Raw genomic sequence first — 26,353 nt, 5'->3', positions numbered from 1 at the left:
ATGCTGGACTGGATCTCAGAAATTTCCTCTCCCCTACTGGTACTTGGCGGCATGGCGCTGACGTTTGGTGCCCTGCTGGGATTTGCCGCTGTACGCTTTAAAGTTGAAGGCGACCCCCTGGTGGAACAGGTTGATGCGCTACTACCACAGACCCAGTGTGGACAGTGCGGTTACCCCGGCTGTAGACCCTATGCGGAAGCCATCGTGCACGGCGATGCCATCAACAAGTGCCCACCCGGAGGCCAGGCCACCATCAATGAGCTGGCCAACTTACTGGACATGGAACCCATGCCACTGGACGCCGAGCACGGGGTAGAGGAAGTAAAGAAAGTCGCTTTTATTCGCGAGGCAGAATGTATCGGCTGTACCAAATGTATCCAGGCATGCCCGGTGGACGCTATCGCCGGGGCTGCTAAATACATGCATACCGTCATCACCGATGAATGCACTGGCTGCGACCTGTGTGTGGAACCCTGCCCAGTGGATTGTATTGATATGGTGCCTGTGGATATGCCTTTACAAGACTGGCACCCCCGGAAACCTGAGGACGGCATCCAGTTAATAGCCTCTGACCGTCGCGGTAATCAGACAGAAACTGGGGGAGGTGCAGTTTGAGCCCCGAGAACGAGACCCAAGCACAGCAAGAGAGAGCCCAACAGCGGAAAGCGGTTACCGAGCGTCGCGCTGCCCGTGAGGCCCAGTTAATTGCCAGCGAAAAAGCGCGGGAGCTGCGCCCCAATGATTTTCACGGTGGCGTACACCCCCCGGAGAATAAGCATCAAAGTACCGGCGAGCCCATTGGCAGTATTCCCTTAGCCGAAGATCTGATAGTGCCCCTTCTACAGCACACAGGTGCTACAGCCCTGCCACTGGTTAATCTTGGTGACGATGTATTAAAGGGGCAAAAAATTGCTGAAGCGGATGGCTTGATCAGCTGTCCAGTGCACGCTCCCAGCTCTGGCAAGGTCGTTGCTATAGAGCCCTGCGCCGTCCCCCACCCATCGGGGCAGGTGGAAGACTGCGTTGTTATTCGCACCGATGGTGAGGAGCGCTGGTGCAAGCTTGAGACCTGTGAGGACTTTACCCAGCTCAGCCGAGTGGAGTTGCTGGAGAAAATTCGTGACTGCGGCATCGCGGGAATGGGAGGTGCCGGTTTCCCCACTGCAGTAAAACTGGACCCTCATGGCGGTGCAGAGATTGATACTTTGATTATCAATGGCACCGAGTGCGAACCCTATATCACCGCTGACGATATGCTGATGCGGGAGCGCGCTGGAGAAATTATTGCCGGAGTCGGTATCCTTTCCTACATCCTTGATGAACCGGAACGGGTTCTCATCGGGATTGAGGATAACAAACCTCAAGCGATTGCAGCGATGCGCGAGGCCGCCAAAGGCACTCGTTTCGATATTGTCGTATTTCCTACTAAATACCCCTCCGGCGGTGAAAAGCAACTGATCCAGATTCTCACAGGGCGTGAGGTCCCCAACCAGGGACTGCCGGCCAATGTCGGTATCGTATGCCAGAACGTGGGTACTGCCAGAGCCATATTCCGCGCAGTACACTTCGGAGAGCCTTTGATCAGCCGGGTTACCACTGTAGTGGGCAAAGCCCTGGAGCGACAACGCAATATTGAAGTACCCATCGGTACCCCCATTCGTCATATCCTTCAGCATCACGGAATTCACCGCGGATTGATGCAAAAGGTGATTATCGGTGGCCCCATGATGGGGTACACCATTGATGATGAAAGCTCACCAGTTGTAAAAACCACCAATTGTCTGCTGGTACCTACCATTGATGAGCTGCCACCCGCTCCAATAGCCAAAGCTTGTATCCGCTGTGGTTTCTGCGCAGAAGCCTGCCCTGCATCGCTGCTACCACAACAACTCTACTGGTATGCACGCGCTGATGAACGGGAAAAACTACAGGCTTACAATTTGTTTGACTGCATTGAATGCGGGGCCTGCTCCTATGTTTGTCCCAGCACGATTCCTCTGGTCCAGTATTACCGCGCGGCAAAGGGGGCTATACGCCAGACCGAGGCGGAGAAGGAGAAATCCGACCGTGCTCGCGACCGCTTCGAATTCCGTAAACTGCGCCTGGAAAAGGCGGAAAAGGAAAAAGAGGCAAAACGTGAAGCCCGACGCAAGGCAGCCGAACTGGCCCGCCAGCAGCGCGAGCAAAACCCAGAGTCTGAGCAAGCCAAAGCCAGTAAACAGGAGGCCGATGTTGTCGCCGCAGCGCTAGCTAGGGTCCAGTCCCGCCAAGAGGACCCCCAGCAATTATTCGCCCGTGCTCAGCGCACGTTCTCCAGTGCAGAGAGCCGCGTGGAGCGCCTACGCGGCAAACTGGAAACCGCCAATGACAGCCAGCGCGACCAGCTTGCCGCTCAACTCAAAGCCGCTGAATTGAAACTACAGGAAGCTGAACACAAGCTCACCCTGGCCAAGCGACGCGCTGACCGCGACCCCGCGCGAGAACCCAGCAAAGAAGAAACCAATGCCGCTGTACGCGCTATCAACAAAGCCCGTTCCGCCGCAGAGGCGCGGGCCCAGTTAAGTGATGCGGAAAAGCTCACTGCGGATATCGATGCTCTACGCAAGAGGGTATCCAAAGCCGAAGCACGACTGCAAAAGGCCCGGGAAGAAGATGACGCTAATCTAGAGGCTTTTGAGACCGCCTTGGAGAAGCTGCAGAAAAAATTGGAAAACAAGATGCATGAACAGCAATCGGCACAGGGTGGAGATCAATAATGTCACTGATCCGTGCCACCTCTCCCCATGCCCGCTCCGGAGATCAAACAGCCAAAGTGATGCTGCAGGTGGCCGCCGCCACCGCCCCGGGTGTACTGGCGATGGTAATCTACTTTGGCATAGGCGTTCTGATCAATATTGCCTTGTCGATTATCACCGCCATGCTGTGCGAAGCGGCGGTGATGAAATTACGCAATCGCCCCGTGGCCTTTTACTTGCGTGACTATAGTGCCTTTGTTACCGCATTGCTCCTTGGCATCGCCCTTCCTCCCTATTGTGCTTGGTGGCTGCCGGTAGTAGGCAGTGCCGTGGCTGTAATACTGGCTAAACACCTCTATGGCGGTATGGGCTACAACCCGTTCAACCCTGCAATGGTGGGCTATGTGGTGCTACTCATCAGCTTCCCTGTGGACATGACTCGCTGGGTGGGCGCTGCAGATGTAATCGGGGGTGCCCCCAGTGTTGGGGAAGCCTTCGCCCTCGTCTTCGGCAATTACAACGTGGATGGTTTCACCCGCGCTACACCCTTGGAGATTGTCCGCCTCAATGAATCAGTTCTTTTGTCACAGCTGTATGAATTGGAGCCCATTTTCAACAAGGGCACCTTTGCTGGGGCTGGCTGGGAAACCATTAGTTTTGGTTTCCTGTTCGGAGGACTATTTCTGCTCTTCCGCGGCATTATCACCTGGCATGCGCCGGTCGCGATGCTTGCCACCCTGACTCTTTTATCCCTGTTTTTTTATGACAGTGGCAGTTCACTGTCTGAAGGTTCGCCGCTATTGCACCTATTTTCTGGTGCCACCATGTTTGGGGCCTTCTTTATTATTACCGATCCGGTTAGCGGCTGTACGAGTAATAAGGGGCGCCTGATTTTTGGGGCGGGGGTAGGACTCTTTACCTATATTATCCGCGCATGGGGCAGCTACCCGGATGCAGTGGCTTTCGCAGTGCTCTTGATGAACTTTGCCGCGCCCACTATCGACAATTATTCCCTGCCCCGCACTTATGGCCATAAGCGGCCACGACGCGCCACCGATCTGGAGGAGCACTGATGCTCAAACAGTCCATGGCGACAAACGCCGCTGTCTTAACCCTATTTGCCCTGGTCACTGCCGGAACGCTGGCAGTGACCCAGATCACTACACGTGAACCCATTGAGCGCGCCATACGGGCAGCATCGGCAAAAGCACTGTTGGAAATCATTCCCCTGGATCGCCACAGTAACGACCTACTGGTTGATACCTATCCAATTCCCAAGGTCTTCTGGAACCAGCTCGGCCTCCCCCAGGGTGGTGATATCAACCTCGCGCGGGGGGAGGATGGAAAAATCTCCGCTGTGATTGTGCCAGCGGTGGCACCCGACGGTTATTCAGGCCCTATCCAATTGCTGGTGGGAGTAAACCGCGACGGTACTATTGCCGGGGTGCGGGTTACAGGTCATAGCGAAACCCCCGGCCTCGGCGACAAAGTTGAGCTGAAGAAAAGTGACTGGATACTGCAATTCGATGGTTTGTCATTAAAAAATCCACCCGCTAATGAATGGAAAGTACAGAAAGATGGCGGAGTGTTCGATCAGTTTACCGGGGCCACAATTACCCCGCGCGCGGTCGTGAATGAGGTGCGTCAAGTATTGGAGTTTGTCGCACAGAATCACCAAAAGATTTTTAGTGCGCCAATATCAAAGCGTGCGGTGGAAGTTGAGAACCCCGAAGCAGAAAAAACAGATGGGGCCCAACCAGAGATGGAGCAAAACTGATGGCAACCCCCGGTTACGCAGAAATCACCCACAATGGGCTTTGGAAGAATAACCCTGCACTGGTGCAGCTACTGGGGCTTTGCCCCCTGTTGGCAGTGACAGGCACAGTGGTCAACGCTATTGGATTGGGCCTAGCCACAACCGGAGTTCTTACCTGCTCAAACCTGGCGGTATCCCTCGTGCGTCAGCAAATGCCAGATACTGTTCGACTGCCCGCTTCGGTCATGATCATCGCCACCTTCGTTACCTGTGTCGAGCTGCTCATGAAGGCCTTCACTTATGAGTTGTACTTGGTGCTCGGTATTTTTATTCCCTTGATTGTTACCAATTGCGCCATTCTCGGGCGTGCAGATGCCTTCGCGAGTAAAAACCCGGTCCTTCCCTCGCTGGTAGATGGATTTATGATGGGAGTTGGCTTTACCGCAGTATTAATCGTAATTGGCGCCGTACGGGAAATATTGGGCCAGGGCACTCTCTTTTCAGATATGGATTTATTACTCGGCCCCATGGCAAAAGACTGGGGCATCTCGGTTCTGGGTAGTAACTATCCTGGAGTACTTGTGGCGGTACTCCCCCCAGGAGCATTCCTGGTTGCAGGTCTACTAATCGCAGCAAAAAATGCAATAGATTCAGGTATTGAACGTCGTCGCAGCCAACAAGTAAAAATTGTTCCCGGCTCTAAACGTGTTCGCGTTACCGGAAAAATTTCTTAGAAATAAACTTGGAGAAAAAATACCGACGGCAATCTCTTAGTTTAGCGAAAACCATTTGATTGCCAGTGATTATTTAAAGGGCATATTTCATTTATTCTTCTAAATAAAATATTCATATTTGGCGTATTTATTTTCCTTTGATAGATTAATAGACACCTATCTGTCACCAAAAGCCCATAAATACACACCTTTGCTAAAACACTGGAAATAAAGCCCTTTTTCAGTGCAATACCGGTGTAATCGAATGTAATAGCATTATTGTCTCTTTTTGAATTCGTTTGGCTAGAATGGCACGACCGACCAGCTTGAGAGTGCTATCGGTGCCAACGCAATAAGAACAGGGATACTGCTATGACTGTAGACAATGGAAAGTCTGATTTGGTCTACCACGGCCGCCGCGCTCAGCGCGCCGACAGCCGCCTGCGCCGCAAGGCAATCCTTGAGGCCACCCTGCGACTGATCGTAAAGGAAGGTATTCGCGGTATTCGTCACCGCGCTGTAGCCCGGGAAGCAAGTGTACCCCTGGCTGCCACTACCTACTACTTTAAAGACCTCAATGACCTTATCAGCGACTCATTTACATATTTCGTCGAACAGGGACTAGAGAGTACGCGCCAACTTCAGGAAGAAAGCTTCAGCGCTGCCCGTAACCTTTCAGCACAAGAACGCGCCTCGAACAGTAGCCGCAAATTATTAGTCCAACAGCTAACCCGTTTTGTGCTGACCCATGTCCGAAGCCAAGCTGAGGACAAGGACCGGCGCCTTATAGAATTAGCATTTCGCAATGAAGCACTGCGGAATGAGCAGCTGACACGAGCAGTACGCATGTCAAACCATGCACGGGAATCCCTGATGCAGGAATTCTTCCACCTGCTTGGCCTCACAGACCCCGAAGCTGCAGCTCAGATCGCCCATGGCACAATTCTAAAGCTAGAGTATGAAATACTGAGTGGCACTATTGCCCTCGACTCACCACTACTCGAGCGTACGGTAACCATGATGGTCCACGGGCTGATTCCCGCCGCCACTCCGGTTACTGAAGCCGCAGCATACGGTTAAAATGGGGTTCGGATAAGGTACGGTGCCCTCAGGCACTGTACCCATTATTCTGAACTAGCTCCGTCTTTTAGAAGGGTTTATGTGCAAGTACCCGGCATAGCCGCAACCCACTGGCGCAGTAGCTCCACCCCCTCCTCATGCACCAAACTGCGACCCAGTTCCGGCATCATCGCACCGGGATCAACAGACTCAATTCTGAAATTCAAAATGGAGTGATCCGGTTCACCCGGCACTATGGCAAATAAGCGCTCGCCACTGCCAGTTCCCGCCGCCACCGGTGGCTTGCACAAGCCCAACTTACGCAAGTCTCTCTCACTATGATTTAGCATTAAACCAGAGGTATCGGCCGCGCCAGCAGGGTTATGGCAATGACCACAATTGATATCAAGATAGGCCCTGGCTCGCTCATTCAGCGTTACACTGTTATCCATAAATTTGGCTAAGCTGGGCAGTTCAATAGTCTTGGGAACATCACGAAGATAACCAATCTTTTGCCAGTGCTTCAGCTGATTTTCTGTACCACTGAGGTAGGGGTAATCTCGATTGAGGTGTCTGGCCCTTGGGCCGAGAGGTGAAATTTTCTTGCCGGTGAAATTATCTGCATGGCATCCAGCACACTGATTAGCATCAGGCACCACATAGGTAAATTCTGTAATATCCCCCGTTGCCGTTTTTAGCTTAAGTCGACTGGCATCACCAGCAATTTCAAATACCGCTTCTGTCTGTGATTCATTCCAAATATAGGGAATCGCCTGCCAGCCACTCTCACGCCTCACTAGCAACCGGGTTTCCATCAGACGCACCCGCTGCATATCCAGGGCCTCACCCATACGGCCTTCAGCATAGTCATGCTCGAAATTATCAGTGCGCAGTACTGTCTCGTTTTCGCCCCTTGGATAGTAAAATGTTTTGGTTAAAACTGTGCCAACAGGGTAGTCAAACTGCTCATCGCCATATCGGGCCGAAACACCATCAGGCATCCACACTGTACGCAACTTATGGGCATAATCAGTAAATAGTCCTGTGTTGAGATCATAGGGCACCACTCCGATATTTGGCGTTAATACACCATCGAGAATATTTACCAGGTTCCAATCACTCAGTCGTTCCGGAATCGCATTTTCAGCAAACACGACCACTTGAGGGCGAGATTTATCACAGCCTGCTATAGTGGACAGCATCATTCCTGGAAGCAGGATAAAGGCACTTGCCCAGGATATCCAACTATTCATTTCTACCCTCTAATACTGCCAGATGATTATCTGTCTTCTGATCCTCTACGGGCTGCTCAAACTCCAGGACAATTTGGGGTAATTTCTCAAGCTGGCATTTATGTGCGGAAATATCTGTAGAGATATTTTGATAGCCATTGAGGAAATCCACATTGAGAATACCAGCTTCTGCATTATCAATGCATAATTTCAAGTGATCCGGCAGGGCTCCATCAACTGTTTTCTCTTGATTGACAACCCCGTCCCAAAGTACATCGGGAATGCTTCCACCCAGTCCAAATCGAGCCAATTTCAAGGCTTTCAATTCCAGGTGGTCCGGTGAAGTGCCCCCACCAGAAAACTGGTTATCATAGATATAAATTCCTTCAGGATATGGGTCGAAATCTTCCTGTGTGGATTTGTCGCTATAATAACCCGCCGTAAAGTAGCTACTCACTACTATATTAGCGGTATCGTTATCTGCTATCTCATTCTCAAATATCTCAACATTATCATTGGAGTTAATTACAATACCTGACCCTGCAGGAACTGCAGCTACTGGCGTACCTTCATGACCAAAATTTGATGTATTGTTTTTAAAAATTTTATTATTGAAAATACGGGTGCTATGCCCAGGCTGAGGAAGGTTTGGCATATTAAAAACCAAGACTCCACCCGTATTGTTAGTTGCCACATTTCCGTATACATCAGCGCCGATCGTGTTTTCAATTTCAATCCCAGCCACATTGAATTCGGCACGATTATTACGCACTATGACATTTCTCGACTGCCCTACGTAAATACCCGCATCGGATGCCCCTATAGCAACTGAACTCTCCACCAGGGTATTTTTAGTTTGAACAGGATATATGCCGTAAGCTCCATTCTCAGTGGCTGGCCCATTTGTCCACTCAACACGTATATTGCGAATCACTATGTTCTCGCCTTCATTTACTTTTAAGGCATCACCGATTGTGTCTTCAATGGCAAGATTTTCGATAGTGAAATTACTTGCATTCACCAGTAATCCTTCAGCCCCCTGAATCTGCCCTTTAAACGAGAGAATAGATTTATCCATACCCTCACCGCGTATCGTGACGCCATCCACATTCAAGGATAAGCTGCGGTTAATTTGAAACTCTCCTTCGGGAATTAACACCACATCCCCCGGTTTTGCGGATATCAGCTGCCTGAGTAGTTGCTTCTGAAAATCATGGCTAGCTTTTACGCCAGGAGTGTCATTTTGTACCCGCTTGTCTTTGTCACCAGGCGAGCAAGCTGTGGAAGCCATTAGTGCCAAAACCACTCCCACACAGATTGATGTTTTCATGATACGTCCTTTATTTGAATTATTATCGGTAGCAATTAGTGGCAATCTATAAAAATAGGCACGAATGTACCAATTAGGTTGCGCAAAAAACCCTCTTACATAGCTTTACCGATACTATCCAACCAGTGCCTCTGCATCAAGACACTATTATTAATGAACCGGAAAACAATACCGACTCGGCATTAGCAAATTATCCGTCACTTACACTTTAAAATTGGCCCAGGAAAGCTAAAGCGATGAAAATCTTAAAGCCAGCCTTGATTTCCATCAGCTTATTGGCGGAGAGCACTCTCGCCGAGCAGTCACTTAAAGTAGTGATCATGACACCTGATGGAGAAACATTTCAAACAAAACAAATATTGGAAAATCGACTCACAGAAAGCACTCCCGTAATATCTATAAGGGCAATAATGAAAGAGTATCAAGCGATACGGTGCAACGGCCCATGGGGTGCAATTAAGTACAAGGTGATGCTATCAAGCGGTCCAGGCATAGAGATTTTCAAGAAGAATGATCGAGTATACCTACAGTTTATCGAGTATTCAGTAATCAATAAAGATTTGACAGTAGCAAGTATGGGCATTCATTGTATTGATACCGAGCCAAAACAGATATTTAACACTATTGGAGAAATTGATCTTATGAGGAACATAGAAAAGCAAGAGGAGCTGGAGCTAAGCAACGGCTACATTTTAAAATATCATTACACTCCAAAATAAAACAATACAAGTAATTAACCATTTAGAAACTTACCAGCCTGAAAATAAGTTTCTTGACATTCATCTCTTACTAAGTCCTCCATGTTTAAGAAGCCATGTATCATATCTGGAAAGTGGAAATTTTCTGAACGAACCCCAGTATTTTTTATAGACTGATAATAAAGCACCCCCTCATCTCGCAAGGGGCAAAACCCTGCCGTTATAACTAGAGTATCCGGCAATCCTCCGGAGAAATCCATATGCAATGGAGATGCTGACTTTCTACATTGGCCATCCTTAAAGTACTGCTCAGAAAACCAGATGCATTTATCGCGTTCGACATAATAGCCCACACCATTTTCCTTATATGACGCACACCTAGCTGTATAATCAACACAGGGATAGACCAGAACTTGTTTGGAAATAGTAATACCTAGATCATATTGGGCGAGATGCGAAACTGATGCAGACAGGGCTCCACCTGCAGAGTCTCCAGCAACAGATAAACTTTTTTGATAATTGACTTTTCTTTTATCCAAAACCGTCCATATCCCACGAGCGACAGCACACGAATCGACCACCGCAGCGGGATATGGATTTTCGGGAGCCAGCCGATACTCTGGTGCCACCAAAATATGCTGCGTCGCGAGGGAAAACTTCCGGCATATCGGATCGTAGTTTTCTACACTTCCCACAACATGACCACCACCATGGAAATATAAAAGTACAGGCAACTTCTTCTCTGGTGCAGGATTATATACCCTGACAGGCACGTTATAGCCAGTGGAATAGACTACTTCATCAAATATGTAGTCCACTTCTGGAATATCAGAAATGTAACTCCTGATCATATTTCCAGACATCTCACGAGAATTAATTACACTAAACTTGAACCCCTGAGCTGCTTGCGCAGCCATACTCTCGTTGAGTTGATCCAGAAAAGGGATCAGTTTCGCATTTACCTTTCGCAACAGGCTGTCCTCTCAGGTAAATCACAAAGCAATCATCAACATTATAAGTAGTCTCCATACATAAAGGCGTCCTGATTAACTGATAGAAAATAATTAAGAATCTATAAATATAATTATTTTGTCTACTAAAAGCAGCCAGCTTAGAATTAACAAGTAAACTGGCTATTTGAAGAATAATTGTGATATCAGTGGAAAACTGGCTCGGAGACATAGCTCCAGAAAAGTACAGTTCCCACCATAATCAACACAGCCATTACCAGAGAGACAGTAATAATGGCACTGGCAAAAAGAAACCCGCGCTCTTCCGAGACACCCATAACAATGGGAATTCCCAAATATAACAAATAAACGGCATAGGCAACTGCAACGGTAGCCAAAAGAATATCTAACCATAGCAAAGGGTATATACCGGCGACACCGACTAAAAAGATTGGTGTTGCAGTAAATCCTGCGATAACAACGCCCTTCAATGGGTGTGTTTCAGCTCCATAGGTCTTGGCCATCCAATGAATGAAGTAGCCAATCGCAACAACAGTCAATACCATAGTGCAGTAAAAAACCGCAACTAACTCCAGTGCACTCTGACCTGTAATTCTGACCGGTTCACCGCCACCAATACTCCAACCCACCTGAGTGGTGCCAAAATACCACGCCGCTGCTGGAAGCAACGCCAAAACAATCACGTAGGGCAACTGACTGCGTAATTTCTTTTCAGGGAGGCTACTGATCAGTTCCCACTGCCTGCGGGGCTGTATCATAAGGCCGAACATATGGATCAACATTCCGTTTTCCTCACGCTCTGTAAGGAACTCTAAGTGCGACCTATTTGCTCAATTTGATCTTGAAACTGCTGGTCAAAATGAGGTGTACCACTAAAAGGCCATCCTCGAAGCTCCAGTTCATTTCTTCTTCTATCGACTTACTTTTAGGAGCTTAAGTCGTTCAAGTCAACAATAAGGAAGGAATTGGCGGAAATGCTTACATGAGCGTTTCTAGGAGAAACATTTAACCCACCGAAAATGATACAAAACAACCCGGGAGGATAATTATCTGTATAAATAAAAGAGAGACAAATAAGTGGATATAGCCATATCAGAGGTAGCTGGCGAATTAACTCAGCCAGCTACCTGGAGGGACATTCCAGCCTCAGAAACTGACCGCCTGAATAGCGCACATCCAACCAAAACGATCCTCCTCTCGCCCTTCCTGAATATCAAGGAGCGCCTGACGCAGGTGCTGGGCCACAGGACCAGGTGTCTGAGGAAGTTTGTAGGTACCACTTTCATCACCTATCACGCTTATAGGGCTGATAATCGCAGCGGTGCCACAGGCAAATGTTTCAGAGCAGACGCCCGAGGCGACCTGCCCTAGTAATTCATCAATATGAATTGCACCCTCAATTACTTTGTATCCGAGGTCCCTAGCCAATTCAATCAGACTAAAACGGGTAATCCCCTCTAGAATGGAGCCATTAAGCGCCGGAGTGTGAAGCTCGCCGTCGATTACCGCGAAGAAATTCATACCAGACAACTCATCCACACTACTGCGGTCGTCTGGGTTAAGCCATAGTGACTGGTCAAAGCCACGCTCTTTTAAGCGACCAATACTAAGCAAGGAGCCTGCGTAGTTACCACCGACCTTTGCATCCCCAGTGCCCCCTACTGCAGCTCTGGCGTCTTCTCGCTCTACCCAAAGTCGCATATTACCGGAGTGGTAAGCCTCTGAAGGGCTTGCGATCACATAAAACTCATAGGAGGTGCTCGCAGATACCGTTAGGTCTGCCTGGGTACCCATCAGAAAGGGACGCAAGTAGAGGGATTCTCCACTGTTACCAGGTACTAAATTTGCGCAGTAAGCAGCGACAGTGCGCACACCATCCATGAACAGAGACTCAGGCACTGGAGGCATACATAGGCGCTTGGCTGAATAAGACATGCGCTCTGCATTTTTTTCAGGGCGGAAAAGGGCAATACCCTGCGACGTACGGTAAGCTTTCATCCCCTCAAAGCACGACTGAGCGTAATGCAATACCTTAGCTGCCGGGTCAACAGATAGTGGTGCGTAGGGGACCAACTCACCACTGCTCCAGCAACCATCCTGACAGACAGCACGAAACATTACTGGCGCCATTACTGCCCCAAAACCCAGCCTCTCAGGCATTTCATATCCACGCAGGCTCGGGGCTACGTCAGGGTCGATATAGATGCTCACCAGCTCTCTCCTCTCATTCCAATTGGCTGATTATGGCGCCTGTTGCGCTGCAATCCAAATATGTCACCCGAGGGTTGATCAGATACAGCTAATAGCCCCTAAAAAAACGCAAAAATTTAGGATAAAAATCCACTAAGCAGTTCGTATTACTTGCCCCACAGTGTCAGATACGGCATCCCCCCGGCAATATCAACTGTCGCCCAAACAAGCACAATAAACTTTTGGCACCTGCTTACCGACCTTGAGTTCTGCTATTTCTCCCGGCCTGCTAAACCAAAAGGGTGGTCGCAGGCATGCCGGCAAATCGATAGCCGGTTGGTTGAAGTCTCCGTCACAATCCCTCTGATGACAGATTGTGCTGGCTATACTGTTTAATACGCAGCCAGGAGCGCAAAGATAAGCATCCGGCTGCGTCTTCCCCGAGGCCCCAAGAGCGAACTCACCGCCGGCCCTCGTGTTGAAGCAGAACCACATTTCAGGAGAGAGCTTCCACTCAACGACCTTTGGGGTCCACAGGTGGAAACGAGACCCACATACCCTGCGTGAGGCCATGGCTTTTTTCGCAGTTGTGGGTAATGAAAACCGGAATGGAAGTGGTTCAATCGTGACACAGATAGATACCAGCAAATCACTTGCTATCGGCTTGATGTTTACAGCCACAGCACTGCTGTGTAAAAGCGCCTTCGCTGCAGATGGCGTAACTGTGAGCCAGGATACTAATGCCCCTCCCAAGGCATTTATTGAGGCCGCCTCCAAACCCCTACAAAAAAATCGACGACAACTTCGTCCTTCTGAGGCGGTAGAAAGCTACCGCGAACGAATTGAAGAACTTGAGGCACAACACGGTGCTTATGGCGCGGGAATTGATGAACAATTACTTGGGTTAGCCACAGCTTTGCAAAAAACTGGTGCACATAAAGAAGCCGCCAGTGAGTTCCGTCGTGCCATGCTGGTAAATAGGGTCAATGAAGGACTCTACTCCCTCAACCAGATCCCTATGATTGAGCGACTGATCGAAAGTCAGATTGCCCTCAATCAGTGGGAGGAAGCTAACGACAATCAACAGTACCTCTACTGGCTTTACGAAAAAAATTACGGTGAAAAAGATCCACGGATGTTACCCGTTATCAATAACCTGAGCCGCTGGCATCTACAGTCTTACATAGAAGAAAAAGGTGAGACTCTTGTTGAGCACCTGATCAATGCTACAAAACTTTATACCTTAGCGGTTGATATTATCACAAAGAATTTTGGTGCCAGTGATTTGCGCTTGGTAGACGCTCTACGCGGACTCAAAGCAACCAATTATTACTTGGCAACCTATAAGGGCGAACCACAGGCACCAGTTATCGTCAATACCAGCTTTGGCGCTGGTGGATCCAATGCCAGTCAACTTCACAAAGTAGATCACTACCGGACGAAGAGTTTTAACACCGGTAAAAAAGCCATAACCCGTATCGTCGACGTTTACCAAAGAAATCCCCTATCCCCACCGGCAGCTTCAGCCAAAGCAAAAGTAGAGCTAGGTGACTGGTACATGATGTTTAACAAGTGGCATTCGGCTCGCCAGACATATGGCGAAGCCTATCAGGCACTATGGGACAATGGCGCCTCCAATGACGAAATAGAGGATATTTTTGGGCGTCCTGTCGCCCTGCCAGCACTTCCAATACTGGACTCCGACAGTAAGGCCCTAGCCAACTCCCACATCACTGTTTCATACGACGTTACCGCTTTCGGAAAAGCACGCAATATTAAGGTGTTGAGAGCCTACCCATCGGACAAGGTGCGCATTCGTTCCAAAGTCCGCAACATATTAAAGCGCGCCAAGTTTCGCCCTCGCTTTGAGGACGGCGAAGCAGTAGAAACCCGCGGCATAGTGCAACGATTCGTCTTTGATTGAGGATTTTTGCTGCAAAGCACTTTTAAAGCGGTGTGGTAAACGCGCAAATAATCAAATAACAACTATTTTTAAGATTCCACACCGTTTACTTATCGGACTGGCAGATTACGTAGACTGTTCACCGACCCGCCTGCCCGGGCACATATCAAATATTTTAGGAGAAAGCAGATGACAATTCGGAAAGCGCTTCGAAAAGGTCATTGCCAGTGTATTGGCTGGCATACTCTGCTCTCCGTTGCCTTATTGACCTCAGCGATGGTCGGCTGTAAGAGCCAACAGACACAATCGCAACCGCCAGCAATGCCATCAATGCCCTCTGCCAGTTCTCAGTCTCAATCGCAGCCACAGTCGCAATCGCAGTCTCAGAGCAGTTCTTCGTCCAGCAGCAGTTCACAGAGCTCCAGCCAGTCGCAGACCGCCAGCAGTAGCAGCGGCCAGCCACGTAGCAACTCTTCTAGCCAGCCCAGTATGAGCATGCCCGGTGCGGAAAGAAACTCCCAGAGTAACAGCAGTACGGCACCGGGAGAGGAACAGGCTTCCCGCCAGAGTTCAGCTGGAGATTCTATGCCGGAATCTGATTCCCGCAATCGCTCCACACCGGTTTATAGTGATTCAAAGCAATCACAAAGGGATCAAAGTAATCCGCCAGACCCCTCCTCTGGAGAGGAAGGCACTCCTCCAGACGAAATCGATTTTTCCGAGGAGGATCAGACCGCTTCATCTTCCAGCGCCTCCAGTAGCAGTTCTTCCAGCAGTGCATCTTCCAGCAGTAGTAGTGCCAATAGCGCTAATGCCGGGCAACCAGGCGATAGTGCATCAAGGGCGGGAAGCGCACCCAACGAAGCCCCGACATCGGCTGCGGAGCAGGTTGCGGAACTGGAGGGCCGCTTTGAATCCACCATGGTGAGTTACGACGGCATGATCCTGCGCGAACGTGATTACGTGCGTAATAGGCCTGGCTCGGCCTCCGCTGAAAGTGACGAGGACGCCATGGATGAAGCGCCGCCAGGGGAATCCCTGGAAGACCTCATTGAATCAGCCGAAGCTGAAATCCCCGCACCACCAGGCAGTGGAGCACCAGCTGGAGGAGGACCGCAGCAAAATAACTCCAGTGGCCAGGTTACCGGACCCGGGCTGCCTACAAAAGGGCGACAGGGGGACTACAACCACAGCAGCTCACAGGCCGTAGTACCCGCAGATATACCCAGTGGTACAGATGACGATGTTGTAGCAAGGCAAATTCGTGAAGCAGCCACCCGGGAAACCGACCCCGAATTGCGGGAAAAATTATGGGAAGAATACCGAAAGTATAAAAAAGCGACGAAGTAGTTACTAAGGATGCCTGTATGTCATTTTACAAGTCCACTTACAAAAGCGGCCACTCCCCGACATGCTTATTTACCATATTATTGTGGTCGGTAGTCGCATTAATTTTCACAGGCTGTACCACAACGGAAGTACGAACTACCGCATTTACGCCCCTTACTATTGAGGACAAAAATATTGCTGAAGAGCGATTACTCGACGTAGGCGTAATTCAGTTTGACCCAGGCCTAGAAACTACTGAGGCAGACGAAGATACCCTGGTATTTCCTGAATTGCGCCAGGCGGAGTCTCGCTTTATGGCCGTCACCTTGGCCGACTCATTGCAATCAAGCCTTGGATGGGGAGCAGTTCGAGTTATCCCATCTGCACGCACCAATATAGATGTAACCGTCTCTGGCCGTATTCTCAAATCCGACGGCGAATCCCTGACAGTTGAAATTACTGTCGCTGACTCCCGAGGCCAGCTCTGGTTTACAAAAGAGTACAGTGAAAACGCCTCGCATTATGCCTACGATCGCAAGCACCCTACGGAGGGGGATGCTTTCCAAGGCATCTACAACCGTATTGCCAACGACATGCTGCAGTACCGGCAAAAACTATCAAATCAGCAAATTGTCGAGCTTCGCACTATTTCCGAAATGCGCTTTGCCCGCAGCTTCTCCCCTGAAGCCTTCGACCGCTACCTGCACCAAAGCGAAAGTGGTATCTACTATCTAAGTGCCCTACCCGCAGAAAATGATCCGATGCTAGCAAGGGTGCGCAAAATTCGTGAGCGGGACTACCTGTTTGTCGATACCCTACAGGAGTATTACGGCACATTCGCAAAAACCATGGAGGTGCCCTATCAGGAATGGCGTGCGCGCAGTTACGAGGAGGTTCGGGAGATGCGCGAATTAAAGCGTAAGGCCCGTAATCACACCATTATGGGTGCCGCAGCCATTATCGGCGGAATTGCTGCCGCAGGAGCTGGAGGTGGCAGCGCCCAAGCTGCGGGCCAGGTCGGTATCGGCGCAGGTGGTTACCTGATAAAGAGCGCCTTTGATCGCCGTGCTGATGCCAAGATGCACTTAGAGGCACTGCAGGAGCTGGGTGACTCAATGGAGGCCGAAGTTGAGCCACAAATCGTAGAGCTTGAGGATCGTACTGTGACTCTTACCGGTTCAGTAGAAAACCAATATCGGCAATGGCGCGAAATTCTGAAGGAAATATACGATGCTGAGACGGGCTCATCCAGTAACAGTATCTAGCATCACAAGTGTTACTAACTGAGGTAAATCAAAGCGCTTTTCCACTCTTTTCACCCAACATCTTCACTGGGACCACGAATAACTAGGCGGAAATACTATGCAGCACCGCGATAATGCCAAGGAAGATATAGCACCAATCGAGCCAGCCAATTTTACCTTTGGCGGTGAGGAGGCTCATTCTCCCAAGGCAACCAACACCAATAAGGGAAAACCTAAAAAAGAAAGGTTTTATGGACCCATAGTAATTGGTGCAGCCATGCTCAGCGGTCTCATTGGCGTCTTTTGGGGGCTTCCCCAGGTGGTGGAAAAACCTCCGTTACGTAGCCTGCAAATAAGCTCCCCCCCAACTAATAACATCTCGGAAAATGTTGCCCAAGCATCCCCTTATACAGATGCCGAAATTATGCAGCAACGCCGGGAGGTCCAGAAAATTCTGCAGGATATTCTCGCCCTCAAGGAAGAATTAAAGGAGCGAAAAGTAGAGCTATGGGCATATGAAGAATTCTATGCGGCAGAAGATCTGGCCCTCAAGGCCGACAGCCTCTACCGCAAACGACAATTTATGCCCGCTTTGGAGAAATATCAGGAATCATTGCAGGCACTAGAAGTATTACGTGACGGTATACCCGAGCGTATTGAAATACATCTTGCTGAAGGCGAAAGAGCGCTAGAAAGTGGGGACCTGGATTCTGCAACAGAAGCTTTCAAACTTACCCTTATAATTTCCGAGAAGCACCCCAGGGGATTAAGAGGATTAGAGCGCACCGATAAGCTTCCGCTGGCTTGGTGGAAATTCACAGAAGGGAAAAGTGCCTATCTGGATTCAGACTTAGATCTTGCCAAGAAATCTTTAAAGGAATCTCTTTCTTCTGATCCACAAACAAAGCCTGCAAAAAAATTATTGGCAAAAGTAGAACAGGAAATCACCGAACGCGACTACAAAAATGCCATGTCCGCAGGGTATGCCGCTATTGCTGATAAAAAATTTGACTCAGCAAAGAAACACTTCAACCAAGCCAGTAAGTTGAAGCCTGAAGCCAAGGCCCCAGGTATAGGCCTTAAGCAGGCAAAAAATGGGGCCGAGCAGGCCAAGATCGAAGAACTTCTCACTCACGCGCGCGACCAGGAAAAGCAGGAAAACTGGCACAAAGCCCTGCAGATTTACACTACCTTAGTAAAAAAAGACGCTAGTTTAGTGGCTGCTGTGACAGGGAAAGCCCGCGCCACGGCCAGGGCTCAACTGGATGATCAAATGCAGGATCTCCTTAAAGATCCTCTGACTTTAGGCGAAGGAAAGCGTAATCATTTTGCCAGAAAAGTACTCAGTGATGCACGGAAACTCAATAGCCAAACACCACGTTTGGCACAACAGATCGAAGATCTTGAAGATGCACTCACTAAAGCACTAATCCCCATGCCCGTACGTTTTAAGTCCGACCGTAGTACCAGTGTCACGATTTATCATGTGGGAAGGCTGGGCTATTTTGATCAGCGAGAAATTGCCTTAAAGCCCGGCCGTTATACAGCCATCGGTACCCGAGACGGCTATCGGGATGTGCGTCGGGAGTTTATCGTCAAGCCAGGGAAACCTGTCACAGAAGTTGTCATACAATGTGCGGAAAAAATTAACGGCGCTAATAACAGCTAATTACAAGAACCTCTATTGCCTCGAAAAATCAAAAAAACAGGTCTTTTCGCAGTGGGGCCGTGCCTGATTTAGAGCGCCTGATTTAAATTCAGGATATGAAGAGTTCTGCGACAAACCTCTCACCATGCCACATAGCCATGGTATCGGCGAGCTAAGCTTTGTTGCACACAGCACCCCTGCTTCGGTTTTGCCAACCTGGCCCTAACAAGGCCTATCCAGCGACACCGAAGTCATTGCGATAACTCCATAACGATGTGGCAATAGGGAAGCATAAATGACAGTGAAAGAGGCAGTACCTGTCCAGGATGAGAAACCCGCAATCGATGAATCCCCCCTCATCGAACCAATTGGTTTCACTCCAGTACAGCCAAAATCCACTCGTGCTCGGTTATTTTTCTCCAAGCGCGCCTTGATTGTTGCGGCCTGCTTACTCTTAAGCGCGTTGGCGCTATATTATTTAGTTATCGCCCGCTCCCTAATTTTCGATACACAGCCCGTCCATGCAAAAATCAGTATCAGTGGCTTTGCAATTCCCCTCGGCAATGGCCACCTCGTATTACCTGGAAACTACAGCTACACAATTAAAGCTGAGGGCTATCTAGCCAAAAGTGGCGAAGTAGAAGTCAGCCGGGAAGGCCATAGTCGCCACTCGGTTACCCTTGAAAAACTTCCGGGCCATCTACAAATCGAAACGGATCCCCCAGTACCTGTAAAAATTCTGATGAATGGTCGTGAAGTTCCAAATGAAAATGGTCTGGTGAAAAATGTCTCTACGGGGTCCATGCGGATAACAGTTTTATCTGACCGCTATCTGCCTTTTACCCGCGAGGTTAATATCGAGGGGCTCGATAAAACCTACCGCCTTGAAGCCAAACTACGTCCAGCCTGGGCCAGTATCCGAATCAACAGCAATCCGCAAGGCGCTACAGTAACCGTGGGCGGCAAGGTACTTGGAACTACGCCACTTAACGCAGAGTTAATCCAGGGAGATAGAGTTATCTCTATCTCCCTTGCCGAGCATAAGACGGTTGATATCCCTGTCGCTGTTACCGCTGGAGTAGACCAGGCACTAGCCACAGTAACCCTCGGGCCAGCTGACGGGCTATTGCGTGTCGTTACCACTCCTGAGGGCGCGAGTGTAACCGTGGATGGGGAGTTTCGAGGTCATACCCCACTGGAGCTCGAGCTCACATCAGGGGAAATCCATCGCCTGCGTTTTTTTAAGGACGGTTATGCCTCCGTAGAACACACCATCGACCTCGCTGCAGGTATGCAGCGCGACTTGAATATTAACCTGAATGCAGTGTATGGCAGGGTTCGTGTCTCCAGTGTGCCACCAGATGCAGAAGTCTATATTGATGGGCAATTTGCGGGGAATACCGGACAGACTTTCAACCTACCCGCAAGAACTCACCGTATTGAAGTGCGCAAGCGAGGCTATGAAACATTTGATACCCGCGTGATTCCCAGTGCCAGACTGGAGCAAACTGTGCGTGCAGTTTTATTAACCAAGGAGCAGGCTCGCTGGCAACAAGTTCCACCAGAGCTTCGCCATGGCGCAGGCGGCACCATGAAATTAATGCGCCCCAACGCTGTATTCACTATGGGCTCATCCCGACGCGAGCAAGGGCGTCGCGCAAATGAAGTTATGCGGCAGGTCGCTCTAAACCGCCCCTTTTATATAGGCACCACAGAGGTCACCAACCGGGAATACCGAAGATTTAAACCCTCACATACCTCAAGCCATGTAAACGGTGTGAGCTTAGATAACGACAACCTTCCCGTAGTCAATGTCAGTTGGGCCGATGCTGTTCTCTTTTGCAATTGGCTCAGCCAACGGGATGGGCTGACTCCTGTATACCTGACAGAACGCGGTCGGGTTGTCGGCTTTGATTCCGCCGCAAATGGATATCGTTTACCAACTGAAGCTGAATGGGCATGGCTAGCCCGTTACGACCGCGGTGTTATGCGCAAATATCCTTGGGGGAATAACCTGCCCATTGGTAATAACTCAGGTAATTATGCCGACAGTCATGCTGCCAAGCTAATTCCCACTGTACTGCGCACCTATAGTGATCGCTATGCAGCGACTGCACCTGTAGCCAGCTATAACCCAAACCCGTTGGGAATTTATGACCTTGGAGGCAATGTATCTGAATGGATACACGATCTCTATACCATTGGCACAGGTCTTTCATCCCGCCAGGAGGAAAATCCAGTGGGCCCACAGGATGGTGACTACCATGTTATTCGTGGCTCCAGCTGGCGTCACTCAGGGCTGACGGAGTTGCGTTTGTCTTATCGCGACTATGGAGAGGCCCCAAGAAACGATATCGGCTTCAGAGTGGCGCGCTGGGTCAATTAGGAGAGAGCTATGCCTAAATTTATTTTTATTTTCATCCTCCTGTTACCTTCCTTTTTATTTGCACAGGAAAAGCAGGAAAAAGAAGGGGAGACCCTCACTCAGGTCGCGCAAAAAAAACCGGATGAAAAGAAGTCAAAAAGTAGTAAAAGCAGTTCCGATGATTACAAAGCTTCCGAAGAAATTTCTGAGGATCTATCCATTTCCTATCCAGTAGATATATAGAGAAAAGTTGCCAAGAGCACCATCATGAAATTCAAATCATCAGATTTTATTTTCCAGATATTTGCGCTGTTGGGCTCAGTTATCCTGGTACATGCCATTTATGTAGCCATTATCCGTCCAAACGCTGATGCATTAATTGAGGAGCAGCTGGCTCGTGAGGCGGCGGGAGAAACCTACGTGCAACAGCGCTCCATCTATATTGTGATGCGAGACTATGAGCAGGAGGCCTGTTTTGTACTAATGCTCTGGGCCATGGCAATAATGGGTTTGAAAGCCCAGCGAAGTATGCGAGAACGGAAGCTGCTCAACAGAGCACTTCTCAATGTCAGTGAAGGCACGCCTATTTTACCAGAAGATACTCGCGACCTGTCTCGACCGATTCAGGCACTCCCTGAGGAGGAGCGTAGTTATCTGGTACCCAGAGCTATTCTCACCGCCCTGCAGCGATTTGGTTCAACCCGTAATGTGGCTGCAGTTTCCAACTCTATAAAAGAGGTTTGTGAAACCGAGGGAGACCGCCTTGACTCAGAGCTGGCAATGGTTCGCTATATCACCTGGGCAATCCCCTCTATTGGTTTTATTGGTACGGTGCGTGGCATCGGTGAAGCTCTAGCACAAGCGCACAAAGCTGTGGAGGGTGATATTGCCGGGGTGACCGTGAGCCTCGGTGTCGCCTTCAATTCAACTTTTATCGCTCTGGTAATCAGTATTGTCATTATGTTTTTTACGCACCAGTTGCAATTGATGCAAGAGAGGCTGGTACTCGATACGCAGAACTACTGTGACAACCGTCTTTTGCGATTCCTGAAAATTAGTTAACCGACACAGGTTGTCAACATATCGGTTATTGGCCGCGAGGAAGCCCCCATGGGACAAGGTGTCCTTGAAATCAATGATTATGGTCTAAGGGTTTTTATTGGAACTACGGAAGTTCTAGAAAGCCCTGGTATAGCGGTAATTGAACCCCGACAGATCCATATAGGTACTGCAGCACAAATGCGTGCACGCAACCACCCAACCCAAGTCAATAATCAGTTCTGGCGCAGGCTCAGCCTGGAATCACTGAAATCTGAAAACCAGAGCTGTCGTCATCATGCCGATTTGGCCTACTGCCATTTACAAGAAATTTCTGAGCATTGCGATCTTCCAGAGGAACTTGTACTCGCAGTGCCAGGAAATTTCACTCGAGAGCAGCTGGCCTTGTTGCTGGGTATTATCAAAGAAAGCAGTATAAATGTTGTGGGCCTTATTGACTCTGCCACTGCAAATATTGGCCATATTGCTCCTTCCGGATTGCAATTGCATGTAGAACTACAACTACACCAAACCCTGGTCTCCCGTATCAATGTTGATCAAGAGGCTGTCGTCAAGTCCGCTGAAACAGTAGCCGATGCTGGACAGTATCATTTCCAGGAGGCTTGGGCACGGGTTTTTACCGACGCTTTTGTCATGCAGTGTCGCTTTGACCCACTCCACTCCGCAGAGTCTGAACAGCAGCTATACGACCTGATGCCACAGTGGGTAAGTCGCGCCATGCGCCAGGGAGAAGTTCTGGCAGAGCTGGATGATCGCACCGCAAAAATCACTCTGCGTCAGCTACAGGATGCCACTGCGCCTATACTCTCCCGCGTACGGGCGATGATTGAAAACCTCTCAGAGAATAACAGTGTCAGCTTTATATCTCACCGCTGGGCGGAGATTCCCGGAGGTGTTCAGCTGGCACAGCACATGTACCTTCTCTCCAGAGACAGTATCGCGCAATCCATCAATAATCGTTGGCAGGAACTGCGAAGCCAGGACTCGGCTCTGCGCTTGATAAACAGTATCAGCGCAACACCGGAGAGCGAAATTACCATACGCCTCGAAGCGCCATCTGAAGCAGCGGCAACGCATCTCCTGTTCGGCCATCGTGCCCTAGCTGCGCATCAGCCACTGTTTGTTTTTTGGCATGAAGATAAGTTTCAAATAACTCCCACTCCCCCAAAACACCCTGCAGCAACAGTCACTAATCACGCAGGTCGCCTGGCTCTACGTGTGGATGCGGGAACCCGTCTAATGCTGAATGGCGAGGAGGTGTCTGCTCCGGTCAATCTAAATGCAGGAGACCAAATTAGTATTGCCAATCAACCGGATGTGATAACGGCAATTAGCGTGGAACGCCATGAGACGTAAGCAGCGTCGTTTTTCCACCTTCAGTTTATCCTTCCTAGACATCATGTCTTGTGGCTTCGGCGCCGTGGCACTGATTTTTTTAATCATCAAACACGGCTCAGACCACGAAATAGAGGTGGAAACAGAAGACTTGAGCGCCGAAGTAAACCTGCTCCAAGAAGAGGTTGAATTCGGTCAAGAGCACTTGGTCCAGGCACGTAATACCTTAGATATCGTCAGCGATGAGTTCGCTGAGGCCCAAGGGCTCGCCCGCCGTATACTGGATCAAATTGAAGAGGTAAAAGGTAATATCGCTGAAATCGACAGCATTGACGAACAAGAGGATATTAAAAGGCTTCAGGATAAGCTTAAAAAGCTGGAACAGGCCAAGAAAAATCTCGAGGAGGAAAATAAGAAGTTAGGCAACAATGTGCGCAAATATACCGGTGATGGTGATCGCCAATACCTGACCGGGCTACGCCTGGGAGGCAACAGAATCCTGGTCCTGCTGGACTCTTCCGCTTCTATGCTCGGCGATGAACTGATCAAAATCATACGCGCTCGAAATATGTCGTCACGAGTGAAACGACAAACTGAAAAGTGGCGTAGGGCTATCAACACAGTCTCTTGGTTAACCGCACAGCTGCCTCCAGACAGCCAGTACCAGATCTATACTTTTAATACCTCTTTTCGCGCCGCCATTGCCGGTACGGAAGATCGCTGGCTCAATGTGGATGATCGCGACCAGTTGGACCAGGCAATTAAAGGACTGAATGAAATAGTACCTGAAAACGGTACCAGCCTGGAAAGGGTGTTCAACGCCATTCATGCTATGACTCCACTACCGGATAACATTATTCTCATCACAGATGGGCTACCTACCCAGGGAATTAAATCGCCCAGGGGCTCCACAATTTCTGGTAGAGAAAGGCGCAACCTGTTCAAGCGCGCCGTCAAGGTACTTCCTAAAAATGTCCCCGTGAATATTATCCTGACTCCTATGGAAGGCGACCCATTTGCTGCCAGCGAGTTTTGGAAGTTGGCAATGGAAACCCAAGGCTCTTTTCTCGCACCATCGAGGGACTGGCCATGACAGTTTCACGAAAGAAAAGACGCCAAGAAGAGTTCAGTATTTCCTTTCTCGACGTAATCTGCTGTGGTTTCGGAGCCATTGTCTTGCTCTTGATGATCGCTAAAACTGCCGAACCCATAGTTCTAGAGGAGGCAGAAGTCGACCTGGAAGCCCAGGTAATGGAACTGCAACAGCAGTTGGCAGAAATCCGTGGGGAGACCACAGTCCTCAATCGAGACCTCAATGCTAAACGAGAACAAATTGATATTGAACACAAGCGAATTGCCAATCTTCGTGGAGAGTTAGTAGCTCTGCAGGCCGTCTATGCCAGTAAAACCGAAGGGCAAAGTGAAGAGGGGAAATTAAAAGGGGAACTTACCGTCGCATTACAGACACTGACTGAAGAAATGCGTCGCTTACTGGGTGAAAACTATCAACGTAAAAACAATGTTATTGGCGGTATTCCTGTAGACAGCGAATACATTCTCTTCATCATCGATACCTCCGGAAGTATGTTCAATTACGGCTGGGACCGCATGATGGCAGAAATGGTTAATACTCTGGATCTCTATCCCAATGTTAAGGGCATTCAGGTAATGAATGACATGGGCGATTACATGTTTTTCAATTACCGCAACAAGTGGATTCCCGATACACCCGGGCGTCGCCAGGCTATTCTTAATCGTTTAAAAACCTGGAACCCCTTTAGCAATTCCAGTCCGGTGGAAGGTATACAAAAAGCAGTTCGTAGCTTTTACGATCCCGACAAGAAAATCAGTATCTATGTCTTGGGCGATGAATTTACTGGTAAATCTATCCGTAATGTGATGCTAGCGGTCGATCGGGTGAACGCAAAGCATGGAGAAGGAAAGCGCAATATCCGCATTCATGCTGTGGGATTTCCCATCCAGTTTTCCCGCCCTCCCCATTTGCAAACCACTGGCCTGCGATTTGCAGCCCTTATGCGTGAACTCACCTATCGCAATGGTGGCACTTTTGTAGGACTAAACGATTTTCGCTAGCTGATTGATTCCAGGAGCAATTCATGAAGTACAGGATAAAGGCGGCTTTGCCACTCCACTTTACCGCGGTGGTGTTGTTTTCACTACTGGTTGCGGCCTGCTCTCATACTGTGCGGGTGGAGGGGAAGTATCCATCACCTGTGGGTGAACAGCTCCCCCTCTCTGTAGGCATTTACCTCAGTGACGATTTTAGAAATTACATTTACGAGGAAGATAGCGAAGATCGTGAGGAATGGAAGATTAATACTGGCCGGGCACAAAAAAACCTGTTCGAGACAGTACTCGGTTCCATGTTTACCAATACAGTTTCCCTTTCCGAGTACCCACAAAAAGTACCTGACAATGTCGAGTTGGTAATAGTTCCCGAAGTCAGGGAGCTGCAATTCACAATGCCACGGGAAACCAGAGTTAATATTTTTGAAGTGTGGATCAAATATGACATGAATGCTTATGATCCCCGTGGGCAACAGGTAGCCAGCTGGGTAATTACTGCCTACGGAAAAACACCTACAGCCTTCCTGAAGTCCCAGGAGCAGGCTCTAACCCAGGCAATCAACATTGCCCTGCGTGACGCAGGGGCAACGCTCTACACCGGCTTCGAAAAAGTACCTGAGTTACAGGCATTTCTCTCTGGGAAATTAAGGTCTGCTTCATTGCAGGAGTTCAAAGTGAAATCCAGCAAGGCTGAATAG

24 protein-coding genes are annotated in these 26,353 nt (G+C 49.3%); 18 read left to right on the top strand and 6 right to left on the bottom strand.

The window, feature by feature from the left end:
* The 6 genes from rsxB to ACJJJB_RS00660 all read left to right on the top strand — a co-directional run bounded on the left by rsxB (position 1) and on the right by ACJJJB_RS00660 (position 6,284).
* Entirely contained in the window at positions 1-615 is a 615-nt protein-coding gene (gene rsxB, locus ACJJJB_RS00685; protein WP_020411914.1) for an electron transport complex subunit RsxB, read from the top strand.
* Positions 612-2,756, top strand: coding sequence for an electron transport complex subunit RsxC (rsxC, locus tag ACJJJB_RS00680; protein ID WP_444945704.1), 2,145 nt, complete (start codon positions 612-614; stop codon positions 2,754-2,756). Before rsxB ends, rsxC begins: the two co-directional genes overlap by 4 nt.
* On the top strand, positions 2,756-3,808 hold the full coding sequence (locus ACJJJB_RS00675) for an RnfABCDGE type electron transport complex subunit D (RefSeq protein ID WP_444945705.1): 1,053 nt from the start codon (positions 2,756-2,758) through the stop codon (positions 3,806-3,808). The genes rsxC and ACJJJB_RS00675 overlap by 1 nt, the downstream gene beginning before the upstream one ends.
* Positions 3,808-4,512: an electron transport complex subunit RsxG gene (gene rsxG, locus ACJJJB_RS00670; RefSeq protein WP_282951657.1), complete on the top strand. Its 705-nt coding sequence runs from the start codon at positions 3,808-3,810 to the stop codon at positions 4,510-4,512. Before ACJJJB_RS00675 ends, rsxG begins: the two co-directional genes overlap by 1 nt.
* Entirely contained in the window at positions 4,512-5,225 is a 714-nt protein-coding gene (locus tag ACJJJB_RS00665) for an electron transport complex subunit E (protein ID WP_353376979.1), read from the top strand. Before rsxG ends, ACJJJB_RS00665 begins: the two co-directional genes overlap by 1 nt.
* Before the next feature lie 351 nt (positions 5,226-5,576).
* Positions 5,577-6,284, top strand: coding sequence for a TetR/AcrR family transcriptional regulator (locus ACJJJB_RS00660; RefSeq protein WP_020411909.1), 708 nt, complete (start codon positions 5,577-5,579; stop codon positions 6,282-6,284).
* A 77-nt stretch (positions 6,285-6,361) separates the two neighbouring features.
* On the opposite strand, the gene ACJJJB_RS00655 is transcribed toward ACJJJB_RS00660, so the two are convergent.
* Positions 6,362-7,516, bottom strand: a complete 1,155-nt coding sequence (locus tag ACJJJB_RS00655; RefSeq protein ID WP_445365512.1) for an SO2930 family diheme c-type cytochrome — start codon at positions 7,514-7,516, stop codon at positions 6,362-6,364.
* Positions 7,509-8,786: a parallel beta-helix domain-containing protein gene (locus tag ACJJJB_RS00650; protein WP_445366252.1), complete on the bottom strand. Its 1,278-nt coding sequence runs from the start codon at positions 8,784-8,786 to the stop codon at positions 7,509-7,511. Before ACJJJB_RS00650 ends, ACJJJB_RS00655 begins: the two co-directional genes overlap by 8 nt.
* A 275-nt stretch (positions 8,787-9,061) precedes the next feature.
* Here ACJJJB_RS00650 and ACJJJB_RS00645 point away from each other — a divergent pair, with 275 nt between their 5' ends.
* A complete protein-coding gene (locus tag ACJJJB_RS00645) occupies positions 9,062-9,544 on the top strand; it encodes a hypothetical protein (RefSeq protein ID WP_020411906.1) in 483 nt (160 codons plus the stop codon).
* A gap of 14 nt (positions 9,545-9,558) precedes the next feature.
* Here the strand turns inward: ACJJJB_RS00645 and ACJJJB_RS00640 are convergent, their stop codons facing one another.
* The 3 genes from ACJJJB_RS00640 to ACJJJB_RS00630 all read right to left on the bottom strand — a co-directional run bounded on the left by ACJJJB_RS00640 (position 9,559) and on the right by ACJJJB_RS00630 (position 12,705).
* Positions 9,559-10,494 carry an alpha/beta hydrolase gene (locus ACJJJB_RS00640; RefSeq protein WP_445365511.1) on the bottom strand — a complete coding sequence of 312 codons (936 nt, stop codon included), beginning with the start codon at positions 10,492-10,494 and terminating at the stop codon, positions 9,559-9,561.
* A 185-nt stretch (positions 10,495-10,679) separates the two neighbouring features.
* Positions 10,680-11,276 (bottom strand): Yip1 family protein, encoded by a 597-nt coding sequence (locus tag ACJJJB_RS00635; protein WP_282951661.1) that lies wholly within the window; start codon positions 11,274-11,276, stop codon positions 10,680-10,682.
* Between the two features lie 364 nt (positions 11,277-11,640).
* A complete protein-coding gene (locus tag ACJJJB_RS00630) occupies positions 11,641-12,705 on the bottom strand; it encodes a branched-chain amino acid aminotransferase (protein ID WP_445365510.1) in 1,065 nt (354 codons plus the stop codon).
* 604 nt (positions 12,706-13,309) lie between these two features.
* On the opposite strand from ACJJJB_RS00630, the gene ACJJJB_RS00625 reads away from it, so the two are divergent.
* Positions 13,310-14,608 carry an energy transducer TonB gene (locus ACJJJB_RS00625; protein WP_040628222.1) on the top strand — a complete coding sequence of 433 codons (1,299 nt, stop codon included), beginning with the start codon at positions 13,310-13,312 and terminating at the stop codon, positions 14,606-14,608.
* 362 nt (positions 14,609-14,970) lie between these two features.
* On the opposite strand, the gene ACJJJB_RS00620 is transcribed toward ACJJJB_RS00625, so the two are convergent.
* A complete protein-coding gene (locus ACJJJB_RS00620) occupies positions 14,971-15,195 on the bottom strand; it encodes a hypothetical protein (RefSeq protein WP_157533339.1) in 225 nt (74 codons plus the stop codon).
* On the opposite strand from ACJJJB_RS00620, the gene ACJJJB_RS00615 reads away from it, so the two are divergent.
* From ACJJJB_RS00615 to ACJJJB_RS00570, 10 genes are all read left to right on the top strand, one after another.
* Positions 15,173-15,937 (top strand): hypothetical protein, encoded by a 765-nt coding sequence (locus ACJJJB_RS00615; protein ID WP_353376975.1) that lies wholly within the window; start codon positions 15,173-15,175, stop codon positions 15,935-15,937. The two genes, ACJJJB_RS00620 and ACJJJB_RS00615, sit on opposite strands and share 23 nt — an antisense overlap.
* A 17-nt stretch (positions 15,938-15,954) precedes the next feature.
* Positions 15,955-17,181, top strand: coding sequence for a hypothetical protein (locus ACJJJB_RS00610; RefSeq protein ID WP_282951664.1), 1,227 nt, complete (start codon positions 15,955-15,957; stop codon positions 17,179-17,181).
* Between the two features lie 97 nt (positions 17,182-17,278).
* On the top strand, positions 17,279-18,829 hold the full coding sequence (locus ACJJJB_RS00605) for a tetratricopeptide repeat protein (protein ID WP_445365509.1): 1,551 nt from the start codon (positions 17,279-17,281) through the stop codon (positions 18,827-18,829).
* Between the two features lie 274 nt (positions 18,830-19,103).
* Positions 19,104-21,194, top strand: a complete 2,091-nt coding sequence (locus ACJJJB_RS00600; RefSeq protein ID WP_445365508.1) for a PEGA domain-containing protein — start codon at positions 19,104-19,106, stop codon at positions 21,192-21,194.
* A 9-nt stretch (positions 21,195-21,203) separates the two neighbouring features.
* A complete protein-coding gene (locus ACJJJB_RS00595; protein WP_445365507.1) occupies positions 21,204-21,416 on the top strand; it encodes a hypothetical protein in 213 nt (70 codons plus the stop codon).
* Between the two features lie 24 nt (positions 21,417-21,440).
* Positions 21,441-22,235 carry a MotA/TolQ/ExbB proton channel family protein gene (locus tag ACJJJB_RS00590; RefSeq protein ID WP_020411894.1) on the top strand — a complete coding sequence of 265 codons (795 nt, stop codon included), beginning with the start codon at positions 21,441-21,443 and terminating at the stop codon, positions 22,233-22,235.
* A gap of 48 nt (positions 22,236-22,283) precedes the next feature.
* Positions 22,284-23,588, top strand: a complete 1,305-nt coding sequence (locus tag ACJJJB_RS00585; protein ID WP_282951669.1) for a hypothetical protein — start codon at positions 22,284-22,286, stop codon at positions 23,586-23,588.
* Positions 23,578-24,660 (top strand): VWA domain-containing protein, encoded by a 1,083-nt coding sequence (locus tag ACJJJB_RS00580; protein WP_444945713.1) that lies wholly within the window; start codon positions 23,578-23,580, stop codon positions 24,658-24,660. The genes ACJJJB_RS00585 and ACJJJB_RS00580 overlap by 11 nt, the downstream gene beginning before the upstream one ends.
* Positions 24,657-25,661, top strand: a complete 1,005-nt coding sequence (locus ACJJJB_RS00575; protein WP_020411891.1) for a VWA domain-containing protein — start codon at positions 24,657-24,659, stop codon at positions 25,659-25,661. Before ACJJJB_RS00580 ends, ACJJJB_RS00575 begins: the two co-directional genes overlap by 4 nt.
* Before the next feature lie 23 nt (positions 25,662-25,684).
* Complete coding sequence (locus ACJJJB_RS00570; RefSeq protein WP_020411890.1) at positions 25,685-26,353, top strand: hypothetical protein; 669 nt, start codon at positions 25,685-25,687, stop codon at positions 26,351-26,353.

The sequence above is a fragment of the Microbulbifer variabilis genome, from assembly GCF_052468405.1.
Note: the sequence above shows the minus strand (reverse complement) of the source record. Positions and strands in the feature narration are given on the sequence as shown.

Coding starts and splice junctions, on each gene's coding strand:
- ACJJJB_RS00580 (WP_444945713.1), top strand. CDS start 23,578: ATGAGACGTAAGCAGCGTCGTTTTTCCACCTTCAGTTTATCCTTCCTA.
- ACJJJB_RS00610 (WP_282951664.1), top strand. CDS start 15,955: ATGTCATTTTACAAGTCCACTTACAAAAGCGGCCACTCCCCGACATGC.
- ACJJJB_RS00645 (WP_020411906.1), top strand. CDS start 9,062: ATGAAAATCTTAAAGCCAGCCTTGATTTCCATCAGCTTATTGGCGGAG.
- ACJJJB_RS00575 (WP_020411891.1), top strand. CDS start 24,657: ATGACAGTTTCACGAAAGAAAAGACGCCAAGAAGAGTTCAGTATTTCC.
- ACJJJB_RS00660 (WP_020411909.1), top strand. CDS start 5,577: ATGACTGTAGACAATGGAAAGTCTGATTTGGTCTACCACGGCCGCCGC.
- ACJJJB_RS00615 (WP_353376975.1), top strand. CDS start 15,173: ATGCCGGAATCTGATTCCCGCAATCGCTCCACACCGGTTTATAGTGAT.
- ACJJJB_RS00675 (WP_444945705.1), top strand. CDS start 2,756: ATGTCACTGATCCGTGCCACCTCTCCCCATGCCCGCTCCGGAGATCAA.
- ACJJJB_RS00600 (WP_445365508.1), top strand. CDS start 19,104: ATGACAGTGAAAGAGGCAGTACCTGTCCAGGATGAGAAACCCGCAATC.
- rsxB (WP_020411914.1), top strand. CDS start 1: ATGCTGGACTGGATCTCAGAAATTTCCTCTCCCCTACTGGTACTTGGC.
- ACJJJB_RS00570 (WP_020411890.1), top strand. CDS start 25,685: ATGAAGTACAGGATAAAGGCGGCTTTGCCACTCCACTTTACCGCGGTG.
- ACJJJB_RS00590 (WP_020411894.1), top strand. CDS start 21,441: ATGAAATTCAAATCATCAGATTTTATTTTCCAGATATTTGCGCTGTTG.
- ACJJJB_RS00605 (WP_445365509.1), top strand. CDS start 17,279: ATGCAGCACCGCGATAATGCCAAGGAAGATATAGCACCAATCGAGCCA.
- ACJJJB_RS00655 (WP_445365512.1), bottom strand. CDS start 7,516: ATGAATAGTTGGATATCCTGGGCAAGTGCCTTTATCCTGCTTCCAGGA.
- ACJJJB_RS00585 (WP_282951669.1), top strand. CDS start 22,284: ATGGGACAAGGTGTCCTTGAAATCAATGATTATGGTCTAAGGGTTTTT.
- ACJJJB_RS00635 (WP_282951661.1), bottom strand. CDS start 11,276: ATGTTGATCCATATGTTCGGCCTTATGATACAGCCCCGCAGGCAGTGG.
- rsxG (WP_282951657.1), top strand. CDS start 3,808: ATGCTCAAACAGTCCATGGCGACAAACGCCGCTGTCTTAACCCTATTT.
- ACJJJB_RS00595 (WP_445365507.1), top strand. CDS start 21,204: ATGCCTAAATTTATTTTTATTTTCATCCTCCTGTTACCTTCCTTTTTA.
- ACJJJB_RS00650 (WP_445366252.1), bottom strand. CDS start 8,786: ATGGCTTCCACAGCTTGCTCGCCTGGTGACAAAGACAAGCGGGTACAA.
- ACJJJB_RS00665 (WP_353376979.1), top strand. CDS start 4,512: ATGGCAACCCCCGGTTACGCAGAAATCACCCACAATGGGCTTTGGAAG.